Raw genomic sequence first — 24,608 nt, forward strand, 5'->3', positions numbered from 1 at the left:
CGATGAGCGCCATGAGCGATTCGCCGCGGCGGCTGATCACCATCGGCCAGCTGGCCGAGTATGCCGGGGTGACCATCAAGGCGGTCCGGGTCTACCACGACCGGGGATTGCTGCCCGAGCCGCCGCGGGACGAGTCGGGGTATCGCCGGTACGACGCCCAGCACGCGATCCAGCTGGTCAAGGTGAAGACGCTGGCGGATGCGGGGGTGCCGCTGGCCCGCATCCGCGAGCTGCTGGCGGCGTCGCCCGACGAGTTCGCTGCCGCGGTCGCCGAGATCGACGAGAACCTGCGCCGCCGAGCCGAGGAGATCCGCCGCACCCGCCGGCGGATCACCCAACTCCAGGCCGGCGACCGGCTGTTCGTCTCGCCCGAGGTGGCCGCGTACCTGGAGCGGCTGCGGGCGCTGGGCATCGGCGAACGCACGCTCGGCCTGGAGCGCGAGATCTGGATCCTCTTGCAGGCAGTGTCCCCCGACCGCGCCGCCGAGTGGGCCGCCGACAAGCTGGCCGCGATCGAGGACCCGTCGTTCCAGTCCCTGTATCGCGACTACGACGCCGCCTTCGACTGGTCCCCCGACGACCCGCGGCTTCCGGAGCTGGCCGCCCGCACCCGCAAGTGGTTCGACTCCCGCGACCCCGAGGCGACCACCGCACCCCCACCCGACCCGACGATCACCCGCCTCGCCGCGGCGTCGGTCAGCGCCTACTCCCCCGCCTGGACCCGCCTCGCCGAACTGACCCGGCCCACCAACCGAACCGGACCCTAGGGCGGCACGGGGTGAGCGCAAGCGGCGGCAGACAGCGCAAGCCAACGCCTGGGCCGGCCTGCCCGAGTTGCAGTCTCAGCCCGCAGGTGGCGGCAAAGGGTCGGGACGGCACCCAGCCGGCCGGCTCACCGGGGGCTGGGCTGACCCGTACGTCGGAATGGTTTAGGAGAGCCGCGCCAGGATGAGGTCGCGGACGGTCTTGGCATCCGCCTGGCCGCGGGTGGTTTTCATGACCGCGCCGACCAGGGCGCCGGCCGCGGCCACCTTGCCGTCGCGGATCTTGGCGGCGATGTCGGGGTTGGCGGCGATCGCCTCGTCGACGGCGGCGGTCAGGGCGCCCTCGTCGTTGACCACCTCGAGGCCGCGGGCGGCCATCACGGCGGCCGGGTCGCCCTCGCCCGCCACGACGCCCTCGAGCACCGAGCGGGCCAGCTTGTCGTTGAGCTTGCCGTCGTCGACCAGTTTCTGCAGCTCGGCGACCTGCGCGGGAGTCGCGCCGACGGCGGCGAGCTCGATGCCGGACTCGTTGGCGCGGCGGGCCAGCTCACCCATCCACCACTTGCGGGCGCCCGCGGGGGACGCGCCGGCCGCGATCGTCTCCTCGATCAGCTCGACGGCGCCGGCGTTGGCCACCGACTGCATGTCCAGCTCGCTGATGCCCCAATCCTCGCGCAGCCGGGCCCGCTTGGCGCTCGGCTTCTCCGGCAGGGCCGCCTTCAGCTCGGCCACCCACGCCGGGTCGGGCGCGATCGGCACCAGGTCGGGCTCGGGGAAGTAGCGGTAGTCGGTCGCCTCCTCCTTCGAGCGGCCGGGGCTGGTCTCGCCGCGGTCCTCGTGGAAGTGGCGGGTCTCCTGGATGATGCGGCCGCCGGCGTCGAGCACCCCGGCCTGCCGGATGATCTCGGAGCGGACGGCGCGCTCGACCGAGCGCAGCGAGTTCACGTTCTTCGTCTCGGTGCGCGTGCCCCACCCCTCGCCCGGCTTGTTCAGCGAGGTGTTCACGTCGCAGCGCAGCGAGCCCTGCTCCATCCGCACGTCGGAGACGCCGAGCGACCGGATGATGTCGCGCAGCTCGGTCACGTAGGCGCGGGCCACCTCGGGGGCGAGCTCGCCGAGCCCGGGCACCGGCTTGGTCACGATCTCGACGAGCGGGATGCCGGCCCGGTTGTAGTCGACCAGCGACTCGGTGGCGCCGTGGATGCGGCCGGTCGCGCCGCCGACGTGCAGGGTCTTGCCGGTGTCCTCCTCGAGGTGCACCCGCTCGATGCCGATCCGATACGTCTTGCCGTCCACCTCGACGTCGACGAAGCCGTCCACGCAGAGCGGCTCGTCATACTGCGACGTCTGGAAGTTTTTCGGCATGTCGGGGTAGAAGTAGTTTTTCCGCGCCATCCGGCACCAGGTGGCGATGTCGCAATTCAGCGCGAGGCCGATGCGGATCGTCGCCTCGATGCCGGAGCGGTTGGCGACCGGGAGCGCGCCGGGCAGGCCGAGGCAGACCGGGCAGACCTGGGTGTTGGGCTCGGCGCCGAACTCGGTGCGGCAGCCGCAGAACATCTTGGTCCGCGTGCCCAGCTCGACGTGCGTCTCCAGGCCGATGACCGGCTCGAAACGGGCGACGGCGTCCTCATACGTCGGCAGGGCGATGGTGGTCATGCGGTGAACTCCCCGACTGGGTCCGGTGACTTTCGGGCTCCAGCCTAGTGGCCCCCTCCGACAGTTTTTCCGCCGACCTCTCGCTGCCCCCATCGCGAGTGACCGCCTGGGTGGCGTCTCTGGACCATGCAGGAGCCGTTCGGCGCGTTCACCTGGTCGGCGATCGCCGCCGGATCCCCCACCGGCCGACCGGGCAACACGTTCAGCTACCAGAGCGCGATCCCGATGGCGTCGTACCTGCAAACTCTCGCGGTCGGCTAGCAGAAGTTCTTCGCGCTGGCGACCGCCTGGGTGCAGACGCAGAAGTACACCCAGCAGGACCGGGCGTCGTTCATCGGGTTCGTCGACAAGCAGACCGGCAAGGACTTCACCAAACTGATCAACTCATGGCTGGGCTCCACCTCGACACCGGCATAAGGCATCGACCATCATTACTTATTGTGCGGGAAAAAACACGCAGCGTGTTCTCGTCCGGCGAGTGCTGGACGGCCGCCGACTGGACCGCTCTTGTGGAAAGCGGTGTTCGCCGCGCCTATCTACCCGGCCAGTTCCTCATCCGTTACGGCGATAGCGGAAGCTGGGTAGGGGCGCTCATCAGCGGCCGGGTGAAGATCGTCCGTCCGAGCCCCGCCGGCCACGAGATCCTGCTCGCCGTACGCGGTCCGGGTGATCTCGTCGGCGAGTTTGCACATGCAGACCGTCGTCCACGGTCGGCGTCGGTCCAGGCCATCGAGCACTGCATGGTCAGCTTGGTTGCCGACTCACGCTTCGCGGATTGGGTTGCCCGGCGGCGCGTGCACCATGCGCTCGACCGCTACATCCTCGGCAAGATGCGCGAGACCGCCGACACAGCGGCCCGTTTGGCCCACGGTCGACCTGCTCAGCGCCTCGCCACACTGCTGATCGCGATCGTGACCGCTGGAGGACCCAGTCACCCCAGCCCTAACGACGTACGCATGTCTCAGGACGAATTGTCCGGAGCGCTCGGTCTGGCGCGCAGCTCGATCACGCCGGTGCTGGCCGAATGGAAACGCCGTGGGGTGGTAACCGTCGCCCGGACCGGACTCACGGTGTGCGACATCGAGGCTCTCGCCCGCCTGATCACGTGAGAGCCACCTCATCCTCGTCGATGCGTCCAGATTTGGACGGCGTCTGCCACCCTGCTCGGTGAGCATCCACTCGTACGCCACGGCGCAGCGAAAGGGATGACAATGACAGAACTCCCGGACCACGTCGCGATCATGGTCGTCGACACGAAAGGGTTCAGTCGCCACAACGACGTCCAGCAGGAAGAACTGCAGCAACAGCTCTACCAGGCTCTCGAGGATGCGTTTCACCGCTGCGGGTTGAGCGACGTATGGGACGCCCGGCTCTTCCCGGACAGCACCGGCGATGGCTACATGATCGGATTTCCGCCTCGACACCTTCCCCGTGTGATCGACTCCTACTTCGACGCCCTTCAGCAGGAACTCACCTCGAAGCTGCGACGACTCCGCGCCGGCGGGATGTCCCTACGCATGCGGCTCAGCCTCGAGTACGGTCCGGCCGATCACCAGACGGACGACCGCTTCGGATCTCCCGTCGGCAACACCATGATCGGCACCCATCGGCTGGTCGACTCCGATCCGGTTCGCGACCTCCTGGACCGTTCCGACCCGGATGTCACTCTCCTCGCCGTCGTGTTGTCCGAGCGGGTCATGAAGGACGTGGTGCGGGGCGGCCACACCCAGCGACACGGGCCGTCGGAGTTCGTCGAGGTCACCGTCACGATGGCGAAGAAAGGCTTTGCCGAACCGGCCTTTCTGTACGTTCCGGTCATCTCCGGCGACCTGCTGCGACACGGCCTCGGCGGCGCCCGACCGGCCGACCGGCCCAAGCCCGTCGGCAAGACCGTCCCGAAGCCCAGCCGAGGCGTACGGGCCAGTAGCCGGGGCATCGCCGCCGGCGGAAACATCGGAAATATCGACCAGTCCCGGCAGGAGACCACGGTCCACGGTGACCAGTTCAATGCTCACGACATCTCGATCCGAGGGGAGCGTCGTCAATGACCGCCGAACCGTGGACCGACCCCAATCCCGACTTCGAGGACGAGGACGAGGCAGTCACGGTCGAAGTCGACCGCACCGTGCACACGACCATGATCGAGGGTGACCAATACAACGCGCACACCCTGCAGATTTTTCAGCAGGCGGCCGAACGCCTGCGGGCGGACACCAAGAACTGGCATGTCGATGCTGAGACGTTGGCCGAGCGGGTACGACTCTTCCGGCCCCCACCCGGCCTCGAAGAACAGGTCAGCCGCCTTCGGGACGAACGGCTCGTGATCCTGTCCTGCGAGCGGAACGCCGACGGATGCGGCCAGCAGAGCGCCGCCTCATACCTCGTGCACCAGGTCAGCCGGAGCCTGACGTTCCAGGTGGCGTTCCTCGACGACGACACCGATCTGGCCGAGTCCGCGGCGGGCACCGAGCATGCCGGGTTGTATTTCGACGCCGTTGAGCTCGGCGCTGACGCCCGCGGTCAGTTGCGGCAGCTGAGTCAGTTGAAGTCCGACCTGGAAAGAATCGATTGTCTCGCGGTCCTGGCCATCTCCGACGACATCGAGGACGAGGCCAAGCAATGGTTCCCCGGCCACGTCCATCGGCTTGCCCGGCGAAACGCGGAGGACGTCTTTCGAGCGCACGCCGACCCGGTTGTCGAGGGGCCTCTGGTCGATCGATTGGTGAGCGACTCCTGGCTCGTCGACGAGCTGCGCACGGCCTGGCCGCCGAGCGCCGCGAGTCTGGCCGGACTCGCTGTCAAGGCCGTCCAATCCGGTATCCAAGACCCCGACGCCATCATCAACGACCTCAAGAACGCGCGAAACGCCTGGCTCGCGCAGGCCCGCGACGACATGCGTAACAATGCCCCGACGGCGCCGAAGCGCGCTCTGTTGATCGCCGCCGCTACGTTGGAGGGCGCCGGGCCTGCGGTCCTCGCCGAGGCTCGCGATCGTCTCCTGGCCGCGGCCAAGTACCGGATCGAGCCGAGCAACGCCCTCGAGCAGCCCGACATCATCCAGGGACTGGAAGAACTGCGGAAGACGACGCTCGACCCGGAAACGACCCGGTTCACCCGGCCCGACTACGGCAGCGCTCTCCTGCATCATGTCTGGCGCGAATACCCCATGCTTCAGCCGATCCTGCGAGCCTGGTTCGACCAGCTTCCGGTGATCATCTCCGGAGCCTCGCCCGGCATCGACCGACTGGTCGATCGCGTCGTCGAGCTGTCTTCTCACATCGGCAACGGCCGACTCGCCGTCCAAATCGCCCGCCGTTGGGCCGAGGGCGAACAAAGCGGCCGGCAGAACCGCCAGGCGGCCGCGATTCTGCTACTGCGCCAGGCGTGCCTGCACCCCCGCATCGGCCACGACGCTCGCGGGCGCGTCTACACCACTGCCCAGGCACGTACCTACAGTCCGACCTTCCGCGTGGCCATGGCAGTGGCGCTCGGGGAGTTCGACGCCAAACATCGATCTACCGGGATGACCCGGCTCAAGCACCTTGCCGGGCATCCGGAAAATGTCGTCCGCGAGGCGACCACGAGCGCCGTCATCCGGCTCACCGAGGACCTCGAGATCGGACAGATTCTCGGTTACTTCGCCGAATGGCTCGCGCTGCCGGATCCAAACCGGGCCTACGTGGTGATCGACGCCGCCTCGGAGATCATGGTGGCGAGAGCTGGAGCCCCGGCCGATATCGACCCGGAACCGAGCGTGCGATTCTGGCGGCGGGTCCTCGACGCGTTGGCCGCGGACGACGCCGGACAACTCATCCGGCAATGGCTCCGCTTGGGCAACAAGCCCGAACCCGCGATCCGGACCCTGCTGGCGGCCGCCGGGAGCGACCTTCGGCGAATCGGCCAACTGATGTACGCGGTCCGGCCGGCGCCGGAGCCCGATCCCGACAACGACCCCCTGGCCGATCTCCTACGCCAGGTCCGGCTACGGCTGGACGAACTCTCCACACCACGAACGAGGGTCTGACATGGCCGCCACCTGGCAACAACGGCTGATGGCCCATCTGGCACCGCCCGAGGCAATCGATCCGGCCACGTCCCCGGCGCCCATCCCGGTACCGGTCACGGTGATTCCGGCGGACAGCTGCGATGCGAGCTTCCCGTTCGAGGTGCACCTGGGGATTCGCTATGGACTCCGGGGCGAGCCGCGCGGTGGCGACCCCGCACTGATCGCCCGGGCCGGTATCACCCGGCGCGTACGCCGAGTCGCGGCCCACCTGCCACTCACCGACTACGTGTATCTGCGCAGCGAGTTGGAGGCGGCGCTGAGCCAGCGTGTCGAGGTGGATCAGTCCGGCGTTGTCGCGTGGGCATCGTGCCTGACCGTTACGGCGGACGAACAGGATCTGGCGATCATCCGGCAACGGGACGTGCTCCGCCGAAGAGAGTCTTTGCGGCTGTGGGCCGGCGCCGAGGAGGAGGCCGAGATCGCTTACCTCGGCCGACTCCTCGAAACGCCCAAGCGAGCGACAGCCTGGTGGTTCCGGAAGAACCCGGACGAGGTCGAGCGACTTGCCTCGATAGCCCAGACCTTCGATACAGTGCGCACGGAGTTGGCTCGCACGGACGACGGCGAAGCCATGGACGACTGGAACACTGTGCTCGCCGACTTCCATCGCGACGCGGACCCGGCCGCGCGCTTTCTCCTCAACCACCTGATCACCAAGCTCATGCGGGACAACAAGCTGGACGACCTGGCCGAGCGGGCTCGCCGCCTCAACGGCGAGCCGATCTCGGACTAATGGCGGTGTCCCGGCGCGGCTCCTCGCGCCGCGCCGGGTCTACCTCACAGGGCCGGCGGCGTGAGGGTCCCGACCGCGGACTCGAGCGCCGCCGCCACCCGGTACATCCGGTCGTCCGCCATGGTCGGCGCCATCACCTGGAAGCCGACCGGCAGTCCCTCGGCGAGCCCGCACGGCACCGAGATGGCCGGGCCGCCGTACAGGTTCGTCGGGATCGTGAACAGGTCGGCCAGATACATCTGGTAGGGGTCGGACGTGCGCGAACCGAACGGGAAGGCCACGAACGGCGTGGTCGGCGAGACCAGCACGTCGACCTGCTCGAACGCCTTCTGGAAGTCCCGCGTGATCAGCGTACGGACCTTCTGCGCCTGCCCGTAGTAGGCGTCGTAGTAGCCGCTGGACAGCGCATACGTCCCGAGGATGATGCGCCGCTTGACCTCGGGGCCGAAGCCGGCGTCCCGGGTCAGCGACATGACCTCCTCCAGCGACCGGTTGCCGTCGTCGCCGACCCGCAGGCCGTAGCGCACGCCGTCGAAGCGGGCCAGGTTGGAGGAGCACTCGCTGGGCGCGATCAGGTAATAGGCGGGCAGCGCGTACTGGAAGTGCGGGCAGGACACCTCGACGACCTCGGCGCCCAGCTTGACCAGCGCCTCGATCGACTCGCGGAAGGCCGCGGCCACGCCCGGCTCCGACCCGTCCCCGGCGAACTCCTTCACCAGGCCCAGCCGCACGCCGGTCAGATCGCCGGTCGCGCCGAGCCGGGCGGCGCCGACCACGTCGGGCACCGGCTCGGGGATCGAGGTGGAGTCGCGCGGGTCGTGCCCGCCGATCACCGCATGCAGCAGCGCCGCATCCTCCACCGTGCGCGCGCACGGGCCCGGGGTGTCGAGCGACGACGAGAAGGCGATCAGGCCATAACGGGATGTGCCGCCATAAGTCGGTTTGGCCCCGACTGTTCCGGTGACCGCGCCCGGCTGCCGGATCGAGCCGCCCGTGTCGGTGCCGATCGCCAGCGGCGCCTCGTAGGCGGCGATCGCCGCGGCGCTGCCACCACCCGAGCCGCCGGGGATCCGGCCGAGATCCCACGGGTTGTTGGTGGGCCCATAAGCGCTGTACTCGGTGGACGAACCCATCGCGAACTCGTCCATGTTGGTCTTGCCGAGCATGACCGTGCCGGCCGCCTGCAGCCGCTCCACGATCGTGGCGCTGTAGGGCGGACGCCAGCCCTCGAGAATCTTCGAGGCGGCGGTGGTGGGCACGCCCCTGGTGGCGATCACGTCCTTGACCGCGACCGGCACGCCGGCGAGCGGCCCATCAACCTCGCCGCTGTCGACGCGCGCGGCGGCGGCCAGGGCACCTTCCCGGTCGACGTGGAGAAACGCGTGGACGCGAGGATCGACGGCCTCGATCCGGTCGAGATGCGCCTGCGCCACCTCGACGGCCGAGACCTCCTTGCTCTTGATCTTCGCGGCGAGATCGGCCGCGGTCAGCCTCGTGAGGTCGGTCATGTCAGGCCTCCTCGTCCAGAATCCGCGGCACCCGGAACCGGCCCTCGAACGCATCGGGCGCGCCGGACAGCGCCTCCTCCTGCGTGAGGCACGGCTGCGGGAGGTCGTCGCGATACACATTCGTCAGCGGCACGGAGTGCGAGGTGGGCGGAATGTCATCCGCGGCCACCTCGCCGACCCGCGCGACCGACTGGAGGATCACGTCGAGCTGCCCCGCGAACTGATCCAGTTCCTGCTCGGTCACGGCGAGCCGCGACAGGCGCGCAAGATGCGCGACCTCTTCGCGGGAGATGGCCATGATTGCCTACTTTCCTCGTTCCGAAGCTGTTGGATGGAGTCTATTTCGACCCCCCGACAGGATTTCCGGCGGGACTCCGAGATCACCCAGGATGAAGATCAAATTCATGATGTCGTGCGTGGGTGGGGCGTACGGACCGTCGCTCCCGCCGGGACCCGGGCGGGCCGAGCAGGGCGCTGGCGCGCCAAGAACGCTCGACCCACCCGGGCGACCTGCGTGAGTGGTTGCGCCCAGGGCTCCCTGCGGTTGTCGCCAACCGCAGGCGGGACCGGCCCCGGGCAGCCACGCGCAGGCGGGGAATGTGGTCGGGGATCCAGCAAATCCAAGCATATCGATCGAATGTTGCGAACTGACGCACCGCCGCGGCGCGCGTCGCCGTAGGGCGCGCGGGTCACGGGCGGGTGACGGGGCCCGGCATGGCCAGGGGGATCGGGCCGGGGCGCAGCGGGCGGTAGCGGGCGAGCCAGTCCGCGAGGTCGGCGGCGGGCATCGGGCGGGCGTGGAACCAGCCCTGGGCCGCGTGGCAGCCGGACGCCGCGAGCAGGCGCCAGGTGCGCTCGTCCTCGACGCCCTCGGCGACCGCGCGCAGGCCCAGCGCCTCGGCCAGGTCGATCACCGAGCGGACGATCGCGGCGTCCCCCCGATCGGTGGCCATGCCCAGCACGAACGAGCGGTCGATCTTCACCTCGGCCAGCGGCAGCCGGCGCAGGTGCTGCAGCGACGAGTACCCGGTGCCGAAGTCGTCCAGCGAGATCGCCACCCCCATCCGGTCCAGCCGGGTGATCGTGTTCAGCACCCGGTGCGGGTCGGCCATCAGCGCGCTCTCGGTGATCTCCAGCTGAAGCAGGTCGGCCGGGACCGCGTACTCCCGCAACAACTCCTCGACCCGGTCGGCGATCCCACCGGCGTGCAGGTCGCGGGCGCTCACGTTGACCGCGGCCCGCAGCGGCCGGCCCGCGTCCCGCCAGGCCGCCACCTGCGCCACCACGTCGTGCAGCACGCGCAGCGTGAGCAGCCGCATCACCGGGGTCGGCTCGGCGACCCGGATCAACTCCTCCGGCCCGACCAGGCCCCGCCCCGGGTGCTGCCAGCGCAGCAGCGCCTCGACGCCGACCACCTCGCCGGTCGGGATGGCGATCTGCGGCTGGTAGAACAGCACGATCCCGTCGTCGGGCGCGTCCTCCCGCAGCGCCCGCCGCAGGTCGGCGAGCAGCGCCAGCCGGTCGGGCGAGTGGTGCGCGGCGTCCGGGCCGTACACGGCGACCTGGTCGCCACGCTGCTTGGCGTCGTACATCGCGGCCTCGGCCTCGCGCAGCAGCGTCGCGCAGTCGTCGGCCGAGTCACCCTGCAGGGCTATCCCGATCGAGGCGCTCACGTCGACCGGAAGACCGTCCAGCGCGAACGGGCGGTTCAGGGCCTCGACCAGGTGAGACGCTATCCGCCGGGCCTCTGGCACGCCCTCGACCCGGTTGGCGAGCACCGCGAACTCGTCCCCGCCCAGGCGTACCACCAGATCGTGCGCGGGCACCACGTCGGCGAGCCGCTGAGCCACCTCGACCAGCAGCCGGTCGCCGACCCGGTGGCCGAGCGCGTCGTTGACCGTTCGGAACCGGTCGAGGTCGAGCAGCAAGAGCGCCCGCTGCCGGCCATGCTTGTCCCTCACCGAGGCTTGCAGCGCCCGCCGGTTCGGCAGCCCGGTCAGCGCGTCCACCCGGGCGGCCCGCTCCGACTCGCCGGCCGAGCGCACCATCCGGTGCACCGCGTGCAGGGCGAGCAGCACAAGCGGCACGAAGGCCAGCCCCACCTGGGCGGTGGCCAGCACGACCGGCCCGAGCAGCAGCAGCGCGGCGGTGGCCAGCACCTCGATCCCCCGCCGCCGGGCCCGCCGGCGCCGCCGGTGCGAACTGATCCGGGCGACCCCCGCCGCCAGCCCATACCGGGCGAGGATCCAGGCCACCGCCGCGGCGACGGTCAACAGCGCGTCATCCCAGCCCGGCCGCGGCTCGATCCGAAGCGAGAAGAGCCCGGCCACCGCCGCGGCCGCCCCGATCGCCACCGCATGCTGCACGGCCAGATGAAAGGTCCGCCGAGCCGCCTGCCGCATCCGCACCCCGGCGACGGTCACCGCGACAACCTGCACGGCCAGCGCCGGCACCACGCCCCAGGCGAGCGCGATCGCAAAGGTGAAGCAGATGGAAGGAAGAATCACCGAACTGGCCCGCCGATCGGCCAGCACGTAGGGCCGCGCGTCCACCACCACGGCCAGCACCGCCATCAGCCAGTACGCCCCCGGCAGCCCTGCGAACGCCCCCGCCCCGAACCCCCAGAGCCCGGCATCGACCACCACCGCGGCCCCCGCCGTGACCACCAGCGCCCGCCGCCGCTCAACCACGTCCCGCCCAGGCCGCCCCCCACCCGCATCCGGGTCGCGCTCGGCACCCGCGTCGCGTTCCCGGGTCGCGGCGCCCGCATAGGTCGCGCCGCGTTCCCGGGTCGCGCCTCCCGCATGAGTAGCGCCGCCCGCATGGGTCGCGCCGCCCGCATGGGTCGCGCCGCGCTCACCGGCGGGGTCGTGCTCGTGATCCGCGGGGCTGCCGGTCACGCCGTCGCTTGTCGCGTGCGAAGGCGTCACGCGGTTGCGAGGGCGTGCGGCGTCCATGCGACCTCCACAATGGCGGCGATCTACCGATGGTTTTCACCATAGATCCGCATTGTCCGTTGGCCGCGAAACAGCTTCGGCGTTATCAAATCGGCATAACCCTCCAAACGCTCATTTTCCGTAAATTACCCCATACGGGTGACCCCGCGCCGGCGATGCATCACGCGCCGGCCTCCGACGACCGTCGGGCGCGCCGCTCACCCCTCGGCCGGGGGTTCCGGGGCGACCTCGGCGACTGCGCGCGCTGCCTCCGGGCCCTCGGCCAGCAGTACGGCAAAGGCGGCGTCATCCAGGACTGGGACCTTCAGCTGCAGGGCCTTGTCGTACTTGCTGCCGGGGTTCTCCCCTACCACCACGAAGGCCGTCTTTTTCGACACCGAGCCGCTCACCTTGCCGCCTCGGGAGGTGACCGCCTCGGTGGCCTGGTCGCGGGAGTAGCTCGCCAGCGTGCCGGTGACCACCACGGTCATTCCCTCCAGCGGGCGCGGTCCCTCGTCGACCCGCTCATCCGCCATCCGCACGCCGGACTCGCGCCACTTGCGCACGATCTCGCGATGCCAGTCGACCGCGAACCACTCGCGCAGGCTCTCCGCGATCGTCGGCCCGACGCCCTCCACCGAGGACAGCACATCCGGCTCGGCCTTGGTCTTCCTGCGTTTCGCGCCCTCCTCGCCCTCGGCCTCGACCGGCTGGGACGAAGGCGGCTCGGCAGCAGGCGACCCGGCAGCAGGCGACCCGGCAGCAGGCGGCTCAGAGGCGGTGCCCGACCCGGCGGCGGCCGACCCGGGGCCGACCGGCTCGGGGACGACCGACTCGGAGGCGGACGGCTCGGGAGCGGGCGGCGGCGTCTCGACGACCCGCTCGATCGCCTCCATCGAGGAGAACTCGCGGGCCAGCGCCTGCGCCGCGGTCGGGCCGACATGCCGGATGGAAAGCGCCACCAGCACCCGCCACAGCGGCTGCTCCTTCGCCTTCTCCAGGTTTTCCAGCAGGCGGACCGCGTTGCTGCCGAGGCTGCCGTCCTGGTTGACGAAGAACGGCGACTCGCGCAACTGCTCCTCGGTGAGCCCGAACAGGTCGCCCTCGTCGGTGATCACGCCGGAGTCGAGCAGCGCCTGGGCCGCCTTGTAGCCGAGCACCTCGATGTCGAACGCACCCCGGCCGGCCAGGTGGAACACCCGCTCGCGCAGCTGGGCCGGGCAGGAGCGGGTATTCGGACAGCGGATGTCGATGTCGCTCTCCTTGGCCGGCGCCAGTTTCGTGCCGCAGGCCGGGCACTCGGTCGGCATGACGAACGCGCGGGCGTCGTCGGGCCGCAGGTCGATCACCGGGCCGAGCACCTCGGGGATCACGTCGCCGGCCTTGCGCAGGACGATGGTGTCGCCGATCAGCACGCCCTTGCGCTCGACCTCGCGCGCGTTGTGCAGCGTCGCCTGGGCCACCGTGGAACCGGCCACCTTCACCGGCTCGAGGATGGCGAACGGGGTGACCCGGCCGGTGCGCCCGACATTCACCGCGATGTCGAGCAGCTTGGTGGTGACCTCCTCGGGGGGATATTTGTACGCGATGGCCCAGCGCGGCGCCCGGCTGGTGGTGCCGAGCCGGCCCTGGATGGACACCGAGTCGACCTTGACCACCACGCCGTCGATCTCGTGCTCGACGTCGTGCCGGTGCTCGCCGTAATACGCGATGTACTCGTGGACGCCGGCCAGGTCGTCGACGAGTTTCCAGCGCTCGCTGGTGGGCAGCCCCCACGACTTGAGCGCCTCGTACGCATGGGACTGCGACGTCGGGGTGAAGCCGGCCCGCGCGCCGATGCCGTGCACCACCATGCGCAGCCCGCGCGAGGCGGTGATCCGCGGATCTTTCTGCCGGAGGCTGCCGGCGGCGGCGTTACGCGGGTTGGCGAACGGGGCCTTACCCTGCTCGACCAGCGACGCGTTCAGATCGGCGAAGGCGGAGACCGGGAAGTAGATCTCGCCGCGCACCTCGAGCAGGTCGGGCGGGTTGTCGTCGGCGAGCCGCTCGGGGATCTCGCGGATCGTCCGCACGTTGGCCGTGACATCCTCGCCGGTGCGCCCGTCGCCGCGGGTGGCACCGCGGATCAGCTTGCCCTTCTCGTACGTCAAATTGATGGCCAGACCGTCCACCTTGAGCTCGCAGATGAACTCGACCGGGCCGCCCGCGTCGCGCACCGTGCGCTCGGCCCAGGCGGCCAGCTCGTCCTCGTCGAAGACGTTGTCGAGCGAGAGCATCCGCTCGGCGTGCTGCACCGGGGTGAAGGTGGTGGAGAAGGTGCCGCCGACGTTCTGCGTGGGGGAATCCGGCGTCCGCAAGGCGGGGTATTCCTGCTCCATCGCCTCGAGCTGACGCAGCAGCTTGTCGAACTCGGCGTCGGAGATGGTGGGCGCGTCGAGGACGTAGTAGCGGTACTGATGGCCGCGCAGCTCCTCGGACAGCTCGGCATGGCGCGCGCTCACCTCGGAGGTCGGGTCTTTCCCCGCGGCTGCCTCCTGCTCGGCGGTCGGGCGGCCGGGGGCGAGCTCCTCGACCGCCGAAGTCTCGTCACGCTGCTGTTTCGCCACCGGATCCTCCGTCTCTTTGACGCTAAGAGCACGGTAGTCGGGACCCCCGACAATTTCGGCGGTCAGGCCTCGGCGATCCGCCGGCCGGCCTCGCGGCAGGCGGTCAGCACGGCCCGCGCGTACGGCTCGCTCGCCCCGGCCAGCCCGCACGCCGGGGTGACCACGACCTGCTCGGCCAGCCGGGCCGCCGGAAAGCCCAATCGGCTCCACAGCGTGGTCACCCGCTCGGCCACCTGCTTGCCGGTCAGCGCCCGCCCGTCGACCGGGCTGGTCGGCGCGGCGCCGGCGAACAGCCCCACGCCGGCCTCGATCGCCTCGCCGACCGGATCCAGGTCCTTCAGCAGCGACAGGTCGACGGCCACCGCGGCCGCCCGCGAGTCGCGCAGCACCGGCCACGGGACATCGGCGGCGCAGCAGTGGACGACCACCGGGACACCGACCGCCTCGACCACCGTACGCAGCGCGGTCGCCGCGTCGGGCCCGTCGACCGCGCGGTACGCGCTCAGGCCGCTCTCGGTCGGCACCTGGCCGGCCAGCACGGTGGGCAGCGACGGCTCGTCGAGCTGCAGCAGGATGCTCGCGTGCGGCAGCCGCTTGCGCACATCGTCGACGTGCCGGCGCAGCCCCTCGGCGAGCGAGTCGGTGAGGTCGCGCACCGCACCCGGGTCGCGCAGCAGCCGGCCGCCGATCTGCAGGTCGAGGCTCGCCGCCAGGGTCCACGGGCCGGCCGCCTGCACCTTGAACGTGCCGGCGAACCCCTCGCCCTGCTCGGTCGCCTGGTCGAGGTCGCGTTCCAGCAGGTCGCCGGTGCGGCGCAGGTCTTTGCCGGGGCGCGGGGACATCTGCCAGCGGCCGGCGTACAGCTGCACCGGCAGCTCGACCAGGAAGCCCGCGCCGCGCCCGATCAGGTCGGCGCCCGGGCCGCGGGCCGGCAGCTCGGGCAGGTGCGGCAGGTCGGGTAGCTCGCCGAAGACGATGCGCTGCGCCTCGACGACATCGGTGCCGGGCAGCGACCCGATCCCGGTAGCGGCGCCGGCCGGCCAGGAGAACTCAGGCATGAGCCACCGCCCGCTCGGTTGCCGAGAGAACACCGGCCGTGATCGTGGCCGAGCCGAGAACCACGTCGCCGCCCTCGGCGTCGCGGCGGTACGCCACGATGGCCTGCCCGGCCGCCACGCCGCGAGCCGGCGAGTGCAGCCGGGCCGTGAGCGTGTCGCCCGCCACCGAAACGGACGCCGGCACCACCTCGCCGTGCGCCCGCAGCTGCACGTCACACGTGACCGGCGCGGGCGAACCGTGCCAGATCACCCGGTTCGCGGTGATCTCGTCGACGGACAATGCCTCGCGCGGGCCGACGGTCACCGTGTTCGTCACCGGGGTGATCGACAGCACGTAACGGGGCTTCCCATCCGGGGCGGGGACCCGCAGGTCGAGACCCTTGCGCTGGCCGACGGTGTACGCATACGCCCCGCTGTGGGTGCCGATCTTCTCGCCCGTACGGGAATCGACGACGTCGCCGGGGGTCGCGCCCAGCCGCCGCTCGAGGAAGCCGCGGGTGTCGCCGTCGGCGATGAAGCAGATGTCGTGCGAGTCGGGCTTGTCGGCGACCGCCAGGCCCCGCTCGGCCGCCTCGGCCCGCACCTGCGCCTTCGTCGACTCGCCGAGCGGGAAGACCGCCCGGTCGAGCTGGGCGCGGTTCAGCACGGCCAGCACGTACGACTGGTCCTTGCCCTCGTCGACGCTGCGGCGCAGCAGGCCGTCCGCGCCGAGGCGGGCATGGTGGCCGGTGACCACCGCGTCGAAGCCGAGCGCCACCGCCCGGTCGAGCACCGCCGCGAACTTGATCTTCTCGTTGCAGCGCAAGCAGGGATTGGGCGTACGGCCGGCCGCGTACTCGGCGACGAAGTCGTCGACGACGCTCTCGTGGAACTGGTCGGCCATGTCCCAGACGTAGAACGGGATACCGATCACGTCGGCGGCACGCCGGGCGTCCCGCGAGTCTTCCAGCGTGCAGCAACCCCGCGCGCCCGTCCGATAGGTCTGGGGGTTGCGCGCCAGCGCCAGATGCACCCCGGTGACGTCATGCCCGGCGTCGTGGGCGCGCGCGGCGGCAACGGCGGAATCGACCCCGCCCGACATGGCCGCAAGAACTCGCATGCGGCCAAGCCTATCCGGCGCTACTGACGGGGCGTCTTCCAGGCAGTCGCACGCTTGGCCCGCTCGACGGCGCCGGGGAGCGCGGCCAGAAGGGCGTCCACGTCCTCGATGGTGCTGGTGTGGCCGAGGGTGAAGCGCAGCGACGAGCGGGCCCGGTCGTCGTCGGCGCCCATCGCGATCAGCACGTGGCTGGGCTGGGCCACGCCCGCCGAGCAGGCCGACCCGGTCGAGCAGGCGATCCCCTGCGCGTCCAGCAGGAGCAGCAACGCGTCGCCCTCGCAGCCGGGGAAGCTGAAATGCGCGTTGCCGGGCAGCCGGTCCGCCGCGGCGCCGTTGTACACCGCGTCCGGCACCGCCCGGCGTACCCGGGAAATCAGCTCGTCGCGCAGGGCGCCGACCCGGACCGCGTACTCCTGCTGGGTTTTCACCGACGTCTCGACGGCGACCGCGAAGGCGGCCACCCCGGCCGTGTCCAGCGTCCCGGAGCGGACGTCCCGCTCCTGGCCGCCGCCGTGCAGCAGCGGGGTGCAGGCGACGTCGCGGCCCAGCAGCAGCGCGCCCACCCCGACCGGGCCGCCGACCTTGTGCCCGGTCACCGTCATGGCGGCGGCGCCGCTGGCGGCGAAATCGACCGGGATCTGGCCGACCGCCTGCACGGCGTCGGTGTGGAACGGGACGCCGGACTCGGCGGCCAGCCGGGCCAGGTCGTGGACGGGCTGGACGGTGCCCACCTCGTTGTTCGCCCACTGGACGCTGACCACCGCGATCTCGTCGCGATAGCGGGCCAGCCGGTCGGCCAGCCGGTCGGGGTCGACCCGGCCGTCCGCGTCCACCGGGAGCAGGTCGACCGTCGCGCCCTCGTGCGTGCCCAGCCAATCCACCGCGTCCAGCACCGCGTGGTGCTCGACCGCCGAGGCGATCACCCGGGTGCGGTTGAGCGAGAGCGAGCGCCGCGCCCAGAAGATGCCCTTGGTGGCTAGATTGTCGCTTTCAGTGCCACCCGAGGTGAAGACCACCTCGGAGGGGCGGGCGTTGAGCGCGGCGGCGATGCGTTCCCGGGACTCCTCGACCAGGCGGCGGGCGCCGCGGCCGGCGGCGTGCAGCGACGACGGATTGCCGACGTCACGGGCGGCGGCGACGTAGGCGTCGAGCGCTTCCGCGAGCATCGGCGTGGTCGCCGCGTGATCCAGGTAGGCCATCAGTCGACAAGCTTATGCCCTCCGGATGCGAACGCCTCTCGGCGCTCGGGTGGTCTCCCGGGAGACCACCCAAGCCCGCGATCACTTGCGCTTGCGGATCTCCTCGGCGGCCTGCGGTACGACCTTGAACAGGTCGCCGACCACGCCGTAGTCGGCGAGCTCGAAGATCGGGGCCTCGGGGTCCTTGTTGACCGCGACGATCGTCTTCGAGGTCTGCATGCCGGCCCGGTGCTGGATCGCGCCGGAGATGCCCAGCGCCACGTACAGCTGCGGGGAGACGGTCTTGCCGGTCTGGCCCACCTGGAACTGGTGCGGGTAGAAGCCGGAGTCGACCGCCGCGCGGGACGCGCCGACCGCGCCGCCGAGCAGGTCGGCCAGCTCCTCGACCAGCTTGAAGTTGTCCGCGCTGGCGACACCGCGACCACCGGAGACGACCACGGACGCCTCGGTGAGCTCGGGGCGGGAGCCCTTCTTCTCGGCGACCCGCTCGACCACCTTGGCCAGCTTGTCGGCCTCCGACACCGCGACGGCGAGCTGCTCGACCGCACCCGCCGCGGGCGCGGTCGAGGGGGTGACCGAGTTGGGGCGGATGGTCACGATCGGCAGACCGCGGGTGACCTTGGACTTGACCGTCGCCGACCCGGCGAAGATCGCCTGGGTGGCGGTGCCGTCGGCGTCGACCGCGACCGCGTCGGTGAGCAGGCCGTTGTCCAGCTTGACCGCGAGCCGGCCGGCGATCTCCTTGCCCTCCTGGGTGGAGGCCAGCAGCACGGCGGCGGGCTGCTTCTCCCGCACCAGCGAGGCGAGCACCGTGGCCTTCGGAGCCACCAGGTAACCCTCGACGTCATCGCCCGACGCGACGTAGACCTTCTCGGCGCCGTACTCGGCGAGCTTTGCCGCGTCGGCCTCGCCGAAGACCACCGCGCTGGGCGAGCCGAGCCCGCGGGCGATGGTCAGCAGCTCCAGCGTGACCTTCTTGACCCCGGCCTCGACAACCACCAATACCTCAGCCATGGTTTCTCCTCCCCGCTCAGACGAACTTCTCGGTGGCGAGGTACGCGACCAGCTGCGTGCCGCCGTCGCCCTCATCGGTGACCTTCTGCCCGGCGGTACGCTCCGGCCGGGCCGCGAACTCGAGCACCTGGCTGGTCGAGCCGGCCGTGCCGACCTCGCCCGCCGCTACGCCGAGGTCGGCCAGCGCGAGGGTCTGCACCGGCTTCTTCTTGGCGGCCATGATGCCCTTGAAGGACGGGTACCGCGGCTCGTTGATGGTGTCCCAGACGCTGACGATCGCCGGCGTGGCGGCGGTGACCACCTCGTAGCCCTCGTCGGTCTGCCGCTCGGCGGTCAGCTGGTTGCCGTCGACGGTCAGCTTGCGGGCGCCGGTCAGCGCGGCGATCCCCAGCCGCTCGGCCAGCATGTGCGGCATCACCTGCACCCGGCCGTCGGTCGATTCCGAGCCGCAGAGCACCAGGTCCGCGTTCAGCGTGCCGAGCGCGACCGCGAGGACCTTGGACGTGGTCACCGCGCAGGAGCCGTGCAGCGCGTCGTCCTGCACGTGGACGGCCTTGTCGGGGCCCATGGAGAGCGCCTTGCGGATGGCCTCGGTGGCGGACGCCGGACCCATGGTCAGGATCGTCACCTCGCCGCCGTGCGCCTCCTTGATCTTCAACGCCTCCTCGATGGCGTACTCGTCCATCTCGTTGATGACGTTGCTCGCCGAAGCCCGCTCAACGGTGAAATCGCTCGCGTTCAAGTCACGCGACGCACCGGAGTCGGGTACCTGCTTCACCAAAACGACGATGTTCATCGCGCTACTACGACCCTCCTGTTATGAACGCACCGTTGCGGTCGGACCGCCACCCCGAGGTTACCCGCCAGTAGCTTACGCGTGAGAGCCACCCACAGTGACACACCTCACCATGATGGGCTGAGGAGGTGTCGCGATATGTCCGGCCAAATCGCTCCACTACTCGGCGGGTTCAAGCCGCCCGACACCCATACAACACCACGCTCGTCGACGCTCGCGCCCGAGTCCCACGGCCGGACCGGTCCGGAGTCGCCGTGGTGCCGTTGCGGCCAGCTGCGCGAGCACTGCGTCAGTGACGAAGTCCGCACGCTCTGGGGAAGCCTTCTTGACCCTCGCGGTCGATAATCAACCGGTGTTCGGCGCCCTGCGGCAGTGGTTCGACCCGGAAGACCAACCAACCGTCGGCCGTACGCCCGATTACCGCTTCTCGCTGGCCAATGAGCGCACCTTCCTCGCCTGGATCCGCACCGGTCTCGCGCTGATCGCCGGCGGGCTGGCCTGCGCGCAGTTCCTGCCCCCGCTCTCGGTCGCGCACCTGCGCGAGGTCATCGCGATCGCCCTGCTGCTGCTCGGCGCGCTGGTCGCGCTGCGCGCCGTCGACCACTGGGCACGCACCGAGCGGGCCATGCGGCTGGGCCAGGAACTGCCCGGCTCGAAGTTCCCGGCGATCCTGGCGATGGTGGTGGCGGCCGGCGCGCTGCTGCTGGCGGCCGCCGTCATCATCAAGGCCGTCCAGTGACGCCGACCCCAGATCCCGGAGCGGCCGCCGAGCGGACCCGGCTGGCCTGGCGGCGGACCGGCCTGTCGGCGACCGCGGTCGGCCTGCTCGCCGCCCGACCGGCGTTCCGGCCCGGGGCCGGCGTGCTCGCCTGGCTCATCGCCGCGCTGGCGATGGCCGGCTGGGTCGCCATGATCGCCCTCGCCTACCGCCGCTCCCACGGCCTGCGCAGCGCCCCGCCGCGGCCGGGCCGCCGACTGATTCCGGTCTACGCACTGCTCGCGGCGGGCCTTGCGGTCCTCGGCGGGCTGGTTGTCATGCTCTGATCGGTGCCGCGGCGCCCGGGCCGAGTCATCATTGCCGTATGGTCCGGTTGTTCATCTTCCTGGCTGCCGTGCAGCTGGTCCTCTTTGTGCTGGCGTTGATCAGCGTGTTGTCCGCCGAGCGCGTCCGCAACCTGCCGCGGGCCGTCTGGGTGCTGCTGATAGTCCTGGTCCCGCTGCTCGGGCCGATCTCCTACTTCCTCTGGGGCCGGCCGGTCCCGCCGCCGCACGAGGGCATGCCGATCCGCCGCGGCCGGACGCGCCCGTCCTCACCGGACGACGACGCCGACTTCCTGCGCTCGATGAACACCGAGCAGTCCCGTCGCGACCGCGAGATGCTCGCCCAGTGGGAGAAGGAGTTCAACAACAAGAACAACCACGACGACGACTGAGTCTGCTGGCTGAGCTGGCTGGCGTCGCCAGCTGTGCTTGCTGGCGTCGCCTCCGGCGCCGCGGGCTGGGCTGGCTGGCGTCGCCTTCGGCGCCGCGGGCTGAGCTGGCTGGCGTCGCCTCCGGCGCCGCGGGCGATCGCCCCTTACCTGCTTCGGCGGTCGATAACAAGTGATTGTTTGACCGGTTCGGGGGTGGTTGTTCCGGGATTTGGGCAGTGTCTGAGTGCCTGCCCGAGGCCCCGGGTTGGGGCCGCTGGCCGGGGTGTTGACTGGTCGGCGTTGAGTGGTCGGGTGGTTGTTCTCCTTGGGGGGTTGCCGGGGGAGCGATCACTTGGTGTCGTGTGGGTCGTGGACTGGGGCAGCCAGCCTTACCTAGGCCCGCGGGCTGTGGGTTCTTGGCCCGGCGACAAGATGATGGATTGGGTGTCCCCCCGCCCGGCGGGGGGATGCGGCCGCTCAGTCTTTGGAGGCCCTGGCCGGGTGGCTGTTCCGGATAGCGGGGTGTGCCTGTGGCCGGTGACAGGGGCGTTTCGGGAGCTGGCCGCGTGGTGTCCCCATCGGGATGGTGGCCCCGAGGTCCATGCCGCACGGCATCGAGCAGTGATCACTGATGGTTGGGGGGTCAGGCCGTGGTGAACGCGGCGTCGCCGAGGTCGGCGAGGATGTGGTGGGCTTGCCGGACGAGTTTGCGGGCTTCGGAGATCGCGGCGCGTTTGCCGTTGACGCGGTCGGCGACCTGGGCGTAGTAGGCGTGGTCGGGGGCGCTGTTACGGGCGTGGGTTTTGCCGGCTTCGTAGACGCACCAGCGCAGCACGGGTGGGCCTTGCCGGGACAGGTGTCCGGGGGTGCGTTTGCCGTCGGAGGAGTAGACGGTGACATCGAGGCCGGTGAACCGGACGGCCTGCCGGGATGAGGTGAACCGGCCGGCGCCGCCGAGCCAGCAGCATAGGGCGAGCGCGGTGATCGGCCCGACCCCGTAGAGCGGGTCGGTGAGCACCCTGGCCCCGTGCAGGTGCCGGGCGATGCTCACCAGCCGGCGGCGCAGATCCTCGAGGTGGGTTTCCAGGGTGTCCAGCATCGCCAGGGCGACGGTGATCTGCACCTGCGCGGCCGGGGACAGCTCGGCCTCGGTGATGCGGCGCAGCCGGGCGCGGCCGTCGGCGGTGTCGATACCACCGGTGCCCAGCGCCGCGGTGCCGTGGTGGAAGCAGGTTGCGTGGATGCGCTGGACCCAGGCGGTGTGCTCACGGCGCAGGTCGTGGTAGCACTCCAGCAAGGCCCGATGTTCCAGTACCGCGACCGGGGGAATCCAGCATTGCGGGACGCGGCCGTCGCAGGCCAGTTCCCGCAGCAGCCGGGCGTCGGCACGATCGGTCTTGGCCCGCCGCTTCGGGCCTCGGGCGGCCGCGGTGTCGGCCGGTTCGGCCAGCTGCGCGGTGATCCCGGCGCGTTGCAGCGTGTGCACCACGTAGCGCCAGCCGGTGCAGGCCTCCACCGCGAAGGTCACGTCGGTGCGCCCGTCGAAACGCTGCAACCAGCCGGCCAAGTGGTTCCGGTCGGCGGGTGACACCTGGCCCCGGCGTAGTTCTCCGGTATCGGTGTCGAGGTAGTCGAAGGTCAGTTGCTTCCGGTGAATGTCCAGGCCGCCTACGATTGACATCGGGACCTCCTCAGGCTCCGTGACCACATCGATGTCGAACGCACCACCCCGGCAACCGCTGCGATTGCCGTGATGCGTCTGAGCTGAGGAGGTTCCGCGCGTCCCCTGGCTGTCAACCGGAGTCACCCGCCCGTGAACGAGTGAACCGCACGGCCCTCAGCTCATCCGACCCTGCCGAGCCGGATGCATGTCATCTTTGGGGCTGATGAGGAGAGGCCGGTTTTCGGTACCGCAAACCCCGCGGTGCCGAAAACCGGCCTCTCCTCATCAGCGGGGCGATCGCGGGCCGTTCCTGGGCTAGGCGAGGGCCGTTCCCGCATACGGGGCACCCCGGGAGGCCTGGGGGTGAGGGGTGCCGCCGGCCGTGGAAGCGCTGGGCTGGCGAGGGCCGTTTCCGGATACGGGGCGCCTGGGTGTAGGGGTGCTGCCGGCCGTGGAAGCGCTGGGCTAGGCGAGGTTGGAGGTGCGGGGGTAGGCGTCGGTCGGGTCAGTTAGGACGTTGACCAGGTAGGGGACGCCTGAGTCGAAGGCGCGGGTCAGGGCCGGTCCGAGGTCGGCCGCCTTTTCGACTGTTTCGCCGGCGCCGCCGAGGGCGCGTACCACCTCGTCGTAGCGGAGGCCGGGCTGCAGGTCGGCGGCGACGTCGTAGCCGTACATCGCGTTCATCGGGTGTTTCTCCAGGCCCCAGATGCCGTTGTTGCCGACCACCATGACGACCGGCAGCTTCTGCCGGGCCAGGGACTCGGCGTCCATCAGGGAGAAGCCGGCCGCGCCGTCGCCGAGCAGCACGCAGATCTGGCGGTCGGGGTAGGTGACCCGGGCCCCCATCGCGTAGCCCATGCCGGTGCCGAGGCAGCCGTACGGGCCGGGGTCGAGCCAGGTGCCGGGCTGGGCGGGTTCGAGGTAACGGCCCGCGTACGAGACGAAGTCGCCGCCGTCGCCGATCGTCACCGCGTCGGGCGCCAGGATCTTGCGTAGTTCGCCGTAGACGCGGGCCGGCTTGATCGGGTCGGTTTCGGCCGCCATCGCCTCGGCGTCGCGGGACTTGCCGGCGTCCTCGGCCGACCGCAGCCCGTCGATCCATTCAGCGTGGTCGACAATCGACCCACTAAATCCCGCAATTTCGGTTAAAATCCGGCGGAGGTCGCCGGCCGGGGAAGCGGCCGGGGAAACGTGCGTCGCCCGTTGCGTGGGCGCGTCCACGATGTGCACCACCTGGGCCGCCCCGAACTCTCCAAACCCGAGCCGGAAGTCGAGCGGCGTCCCGATCACGCACACCACATCGGCCTCGTTCAGCGCGGGCCGCCGCGCCTTGGAGAAGGCCAGCGGGTGCGCCGGCGGCAGCGCCCCACGACCCATCCCATTGGTGAAGACCGGGACCTGCAGCGCCTCGGCCACCGCCCGCAGCGCGTCGATCGCGTCGCCGCCCCAGACGTCCGACCCCGCGATGATCACCGGGCGCGCGGCCGCGGCGAGCAACGTCGCCGCCCGGGCCACCTCCTCCGGATCCGCCTCGAGGAGCGGCACCGCGGGCGTGCCGGGCCGCGCCGCCTCCCCGGCCGAGAAGATCACCTCGAGCGGCAGGTCGAGGAAGGCCGGCCCGCGGTGCGCGGTCAGCGCCGCCGTCAGCGCCGCGGTGATCTCGCCGGCGATCCCGTCGGTGTCGGTGACCGTCCCGGCGTACTTGGTGATCGGCGCGACCAGCGGCACGTGGTCGAACTCCTGCAGGCTGCCCGAGCCCCAGCGGAACTGCGGCGCCCGGCCGCCGAGCACGAGCACCGGCGAGGCGTTGAAGAATGCGCTGGTCAGCCCCGAGATCCCGTTGGTGACGCCGGGGCCCGCGGTGAGCACGGCCACGCCGGGGCGCCGTTGCAGCTTGGCGACGGCCTCGGCGGCGAACACGGCGCTCTGCTCATGGCGTACGTCAAAGATCGGGAAGTTTTCTTTGTGGGCGGCGTCGTAGAGCGGGAACACGTGCCCGCCGGAGAGCGTGAACATCTCCCGGACGCCGAACGCCCGCAGCGCCGCGAGCGCCAGATCGCCGCCGTGCCCCTCGATCACTTCCGCCACGCCCGCC

General features: G+C 70.8%; 22 protein-coding genes. 10 read left to right on the top strand and 12 right to left on the bottom strand.

The window, feature by feature from the left end; translation table 11 throughout:
- Positions 1 to 11: 11 nt before the first annotated feature.
- Positions 12 to 767 carry a MerR family transcriptional regulator gene (locus IH26_RS0111815; protein WP_245665123.1) on the top strand — a complete coding sequence of 252 codons (756 nt, stop codon included), beginning with the start codon at positions 12 to 14 and terminating at the stop codon, positions 765 to 767.
- A gap of 162 nt (positions 768 to 929) precedes the next feature.
- Here the strand turns inward: IH26_RS0111815 and gatB are convergent, their stop codons facing one another.
- On the bottom strand, positions 930 to 2,423 hold the full coding sequence (gene gatB / locus IH26_RS0111820; RefSeq protein ID WP_030436203.1) for an Asp-tRNA(Asn)/Glu-tRNA(Gln) amidotransferase subunit GatB: 1,494 nt from the start codon (positions 2,421 to 2,423) through the stop codon (positions 930 to 932).
- Between the two features lie 126 nt (positions 2,424 to 2,549).
- Here gatB and IH26_RS63870 point away from each other — a divergent pair, with 126 nt between their 5' ends.
- The 6 genes from IH26_RS63870 to IH26_RS0111850 all read left to right on the top strand — a co-directional run bounded on the left by IH26_RS63870 (position 2,550) and on the right by IH26_RS0111850 (position 7,222).
- Complete coding sequence (locus tag IH26_RS63870; protein WP_281179725.1) at positions 2,550 to 2,684, top strand: hypothetical protein; 135 nt, start codon at positions 2,550 to 2,552, stop codon at positions 2,682 to 2,684.
- 30 nt (positions 2,685 to 2,714) lie between these two features.
- Positions 2,715 to 2,840, top strand: a complete 126-nt coding sequence (locus IH26_RS63875) for a hypothetical protein (RefSeq protein ID WP_281179726.1) — start codon at positions 2,715 to 2,717, stop codon at positions 2,838 to 2,840.
- A 23-nt stretch (positions 2,841 to 2,863) separates the two neighbouring features.
- Complete coding sequence (locus tag IH26_RS0111835) at positions 2,864 to 3,532, top strand: Crp/Fnr family transcriptional regulator (RefSeq protein WP_211268633.1); 669 nt, start codon at positions 2,864 to 2,866, stop codon at positions 3,530 to 3,532.
- 102 nt (positions 3,533 to 3,634) lie between these two features.
- Complete coding sequence (locus tag IH26_RS0111840; RefSeq protein ID WP_051807981.1) at positions 3,635 to 4,471, top strand: hypothetical protein; 837 nt, start codon at positions 3,635 to 3,637, stop codon at positions 4,469 to 4,471.
- Positions 4,468 to 6,447, top strand: coding sequence for a hypothetical protein (locus tag IH26_RS0111845; protein ID WP_030436206.1), 1,980 nt, complete (start codon positions 4,468 to 4,470; stop codon positions 6,445 to 6,447). The genes IH26_RS0111840 and IH26_RS0111845 overlap by 4 nt, the downstream gene beginning before the upstream one ends.
- A 1-nt stretch (position 6,448) precedes the next feature.
- The gene (locus IH26_RS0111850) at positions 6,449 to 7,222 is read left to right on the top strand and encodes a hypothetical protein (protein WP_030436207.1); all 774 of its coding nucleotides are present in this window, start codon (positions 6,449 to 6,451) and stop codon (positions 7,220 to 7,222) included.
- Positions 7,223 to 7,266: 44 nt separating this feature from the next.
- Here the strand turns inward: IH26_RS0111850 and gatA are convergent, their stop codons facing one another.
- The 9 genes from gatA to IH26_RS0111900 all read right to left on the bottom strand — a co-directional run bounded on the left by gatA (position 7,267) and on the right by IH26_RS0111900 (position 19,438).
- The gene (gatA, locus tag IH26_RS0111855; protein WP_030436208.1) at positions 7,267 to 8,730 is read right to left on the bottom strand and encodes an Asp-tRNA(Asn)/Glu-tRNA(Gln) amidotransferase subunit GatA; all 1,464 of its coding nucleotides are present in this window, start codon (positions 8,728 to 8,730) and stop codon (positions 7,267 to 7,269) included.
- 1 nt (position 8,731) lies between these two features.
- Entirely contained in the window at positions 8,732 to 9,031 is a 300-nt protein-coding gene (gene gatC / locus IH26_RS0111860) for an Asp-tRNA(Asn)/Glu-tRNA(Gln) amidotransferase subunit GatC (protein WP_030436209.1), read from the bottom strand.
- A gap of 388 nt (positions 9,032 to 9,419) precedes the next feature.
- Positions 9,420 to 11,303 carry a putative bifunctional diguanylate cyclase/phosphodiesterase gene (locus tag IH26_RS0111865; protein WP_051808036.1) on the bottom strand — a complete coding sequence of 628 codons (1,884 nt, stop codon included), beginning with the start codon at positions 11,301 to 11,303 and terminating at the stop codon, positions 9,420 to 9,422.
- Positions 11,304 to 11,884: 581 nt separating this feature from the next.
- On the bottom strand, positions 11,885 to 14,167 hold the full coding sequence (ligA, locus tag IH26_RS53450) for an NAD-dependent DNA ligase LigA (RefSeq protein ID WP_063763683.1): 2,283 nt from the start codon (positions 14,165 to 14,167) through the stop codon (positions 11,885 to 11,887).
- A 167-nt stretch (positions 14,168 to 14,334) separates the two neighbouring features.
- A complete protein-coding gene (locus IH26_RS0111880; protein ID WP_030436212.1) occupies positions 14,335 to 15,330 on the bottom strand; it encodes a methionine synthase in 996 nt (331 codons plus the stop codon).
- Positions 15,323 to 16,429: a tRNA 2-thiouridine(34) synthase MnmA gene (mnmA, locus tag IH26_RS0111885; RefSeq protein WP_034214746.1), complete on the bottom strand. Its 1,107-nt coding sequence runs from the start codon at positions 16,427 to 16,429 to the stop codon at positions 15,323 to 15,325. Before mnmA ends, IH26_RS0111880 begins: the two co-directional genes overlap by 8 nt.
- A gap of 20 nt (positions 16,430 to 16,449) precedes the next feature.
- Complete coding sequence (locus IH26_RS0111890) at positions 16,450 to 17,628, bottom strand: cysteine desulfurase family protein (RefSeq protein ID WP_030436214.1); 1,179 nt, start codon at positions 17,626 to 17,628, stop codon at positions 16,450 to 16,452.
- Between the two features lie 81 nt (positions 17,629 to 17,709).
- Positions 17,710 to 18,642 carry an electron transfer flavoprotein subunit alpha/FixB family protein gene (locus tag IH26_RS0111895; protein ID WP_030436215.1) on the bottom strand — a complete coding sequence of 311 codons (933 nt, stop codon included), beginning with the start codon at positions 18,640 to 18,642 and terminating at the stop codon, positions 17,710 to 17,712.
- Between the two features lie 16 nt (positions 18,643 to 18,658).
- Positions 18,659 to 19,438: an electron transfer flavoprotein subunit beta/FixA family protein gene (locus IH26_RS0111900; RefSeq protein WP_030436216.1), complete on the bottom strand. Its 780-nt coding sequence runs from the start codon at positions 19,436 to 19,438 to the stop codon at positions 18,659 to 18,661.
- Positions 19,439 to 19,790: 352 nt separating this feature from the next.
- On the opposite strand from IH26_RS0111900, the gene IH26_RS0111905 reads away from it, so the two are divergent.
- Genes IH26_RS0111905 through IH26_RS0111915 form a run of 3 tightly spaced genes read left to right on the top strand, consistent with a single transcriptional unit; the run spans position 19,791 to position 20,871 of the window.
- A complete protein-coding gene (locus tag IH26_RS0111905; protein WP_030436217.1) occupies positions 19,791 to 20,177 on the top strand; it encodes a YidH family protein in 387 nt (128 codons plus the stop codon).
- Complete coding sequence (locus IH26_RS0111910) at positions 20,174 to 20,482, top strand: DUF202 domain-containing protein (protein ID WP_030436218.1); 309 nt, start codon at positions 20,174 to 20,176, stop codon at positions 20,480 to 20,482. Before IH26_RS0111905 ends, IH26_RS0111910 begins: the two co-directional genes overlap by 4 nt.
- 38 nt (positions 20,483 to 20,520) lie before the next feature.
- Positions 20,521 to 20,871 carry a PLDc N-terminal domain-containing protein gene (locus IH26_RS0111915; protein ID WP_030436219.1) on the top strand — a complete coding sequence of 117 codons (351 nt, stop codon included), beginning with the start codon at positions 20,521 to 20,523 and terminating at the stop codon, positions 20,869 to 20,871.
- 622 nt (positions 20,872 to 21,493) lie between these two features.
- On the opposite strand, the gene IH26_RS0111920 is transcribed toward IH26_RS0111915, so the two are convergent.
- Positions 21,494 to 22,531 (bottom strand): IS110 family RNA-guided transposase, encoded by a 1,038-nt coding sequence (locus IH26_RS0111920; RefSeq protein ID WP_030436220.1) that lies wholly within the window; start codon positions 22,529 to 22,531, stop codon positions 21,494 to 21,496.
- Between the two features lie 447 nt (positions 22,532 to 22,978).
- The gene (locus tag IH26_RS0111925; protein WP_030436221.1) at positions 22,979 to 24,601 is read right to left on the bottom strand and encodes an acetolactate synthase; all 1,623 of its coding nucleotides are present in this window, start codon (positions 24,599 to 24,601) and stop codon (positions 22,979 to 22,981) included.
- Positions 24,602 to 24,608 lie beyond the last annotated feature (7 nt).

Origin of the sequence: Actinoplanes subtropicus (assembly GCF_000721705.1) — a bacterium.
Taxonomy (GTDB): domain Bacteria; phylum Actinomycetota; class Actinomycetes; order Mycobacteriales; family Micromonosporaceae; genus Actinoplanes; species Actinoplanes subtropicus.

Excerpts from the sequence above, each read along its gene's own strand:
- IH26_RS0111815 (WP_245665123.1), top strand. The coding sequence starts at position 12 with ATGAGCGATTCGCCGCGGCGGCTGATCACCATCGGCCAGCTGGCCGAG.
- gatB (WP_030436203.1), bottom strand. The coding sequence starts at position 2,423 with ATGACCACCATCGCCCTGCCGACGTATGAGGACGCCGTCGCCCGTTTC.
- IH26_RS63870 (WP_281179725.1), top strand. The coding sequence starts at position 2,550 with ATGCAGGAGCCGTTCGGCGCGTTCACCTGGTCGGCGATCGCCGCCGGA.
- IH26_RS0111840 (WP_051807981.1), top strand. The coding sequence starts at position 3,635 with ATGACAGAACTCCCGGACCACGTCGCGATCATGGTCGTCGACACGAAA.
- IH26_RS0111845 (WP_030436206.1), top strand. The coding sequence starts at position 4,468 with ATGACCGCCGAACCGTGGACCGACCCCAATCCCGACTTCGAGGACGAG.
- IH26_RS0111850 (WP_030436207.1), top strand. The coding sequence starts at position 6,449 with ATGGCCGCCACCTGGCAACAACGGCTGATGGCCCATCTGGCACCGCCC.
- gatA (WP_030436208.1), bottom strand. The coding sequence starts at position 8,730 with ATGACCGACCTCACGAGGCTGACCGCGGCCGATCTCGCCGCGAAGATC.
- IH26_RS0111865 (WP_051808036.1), bottom strand. The coding sequence starts at position 11,303 with ATGGCGGTGCTGGCCGTGGTGGTGGACGCGCGGCCCTACGTGCTGGCC.
- IH26_RS0111880 (WP_030436212.1), bottom strand. The coding sequence starts at position 15,330 with ATGCCTGAGTTCTCCTGGCCGGCCGGCGCCGCTACCGGGATCGGGTCG.
- mnmA (WP_034214746.1), bottom strand. The coding sequence starts at position 16,429 with ATGCGAGTTCTTGCGGCCATGTCGGGCGGGGTCGATTCCGCCGTTGCC.
- IH26_RS0111890 (WP_030436214.1), bottom strand. The coding sequence starts at position 17,628 with ATGGCCTACCTGGATCACGCGGCGACCACGCCGATGCTCGCGGAAGCG.
- IH26_RS0111895 (WP_030436215.1), bottom strand. The coding sequence starts at position 18,642 with ATGGCTGAGGTATTGGTGGTTGTCGAGGCCGGGGTCAAGAAGGTCACG.
- IH26_RS0111900 (WP_030436216.1), bottom strand. The coding sequence starts at position 19,438 with ATGAACATCGTCGTTTTGGTGAAGCAGGTACCCGACTCCGGTGCGTCG.
- IH26_RS0111915 (WP_030436219.1), top strand. The coding sequence starts at position 20,521 with ATGGTCCGGTTGTTCATCTTCCTGGCTGCCGTGCAGCTGGTCCTCTTT.
- IH26_RS0111920 (WP_030436220.1), bottom strand. The coding sequence starts at position 22,531 with ATGTCAATCGTAGGCGGCCTGGACATTCACCGGAAGCAACTGACCTTC.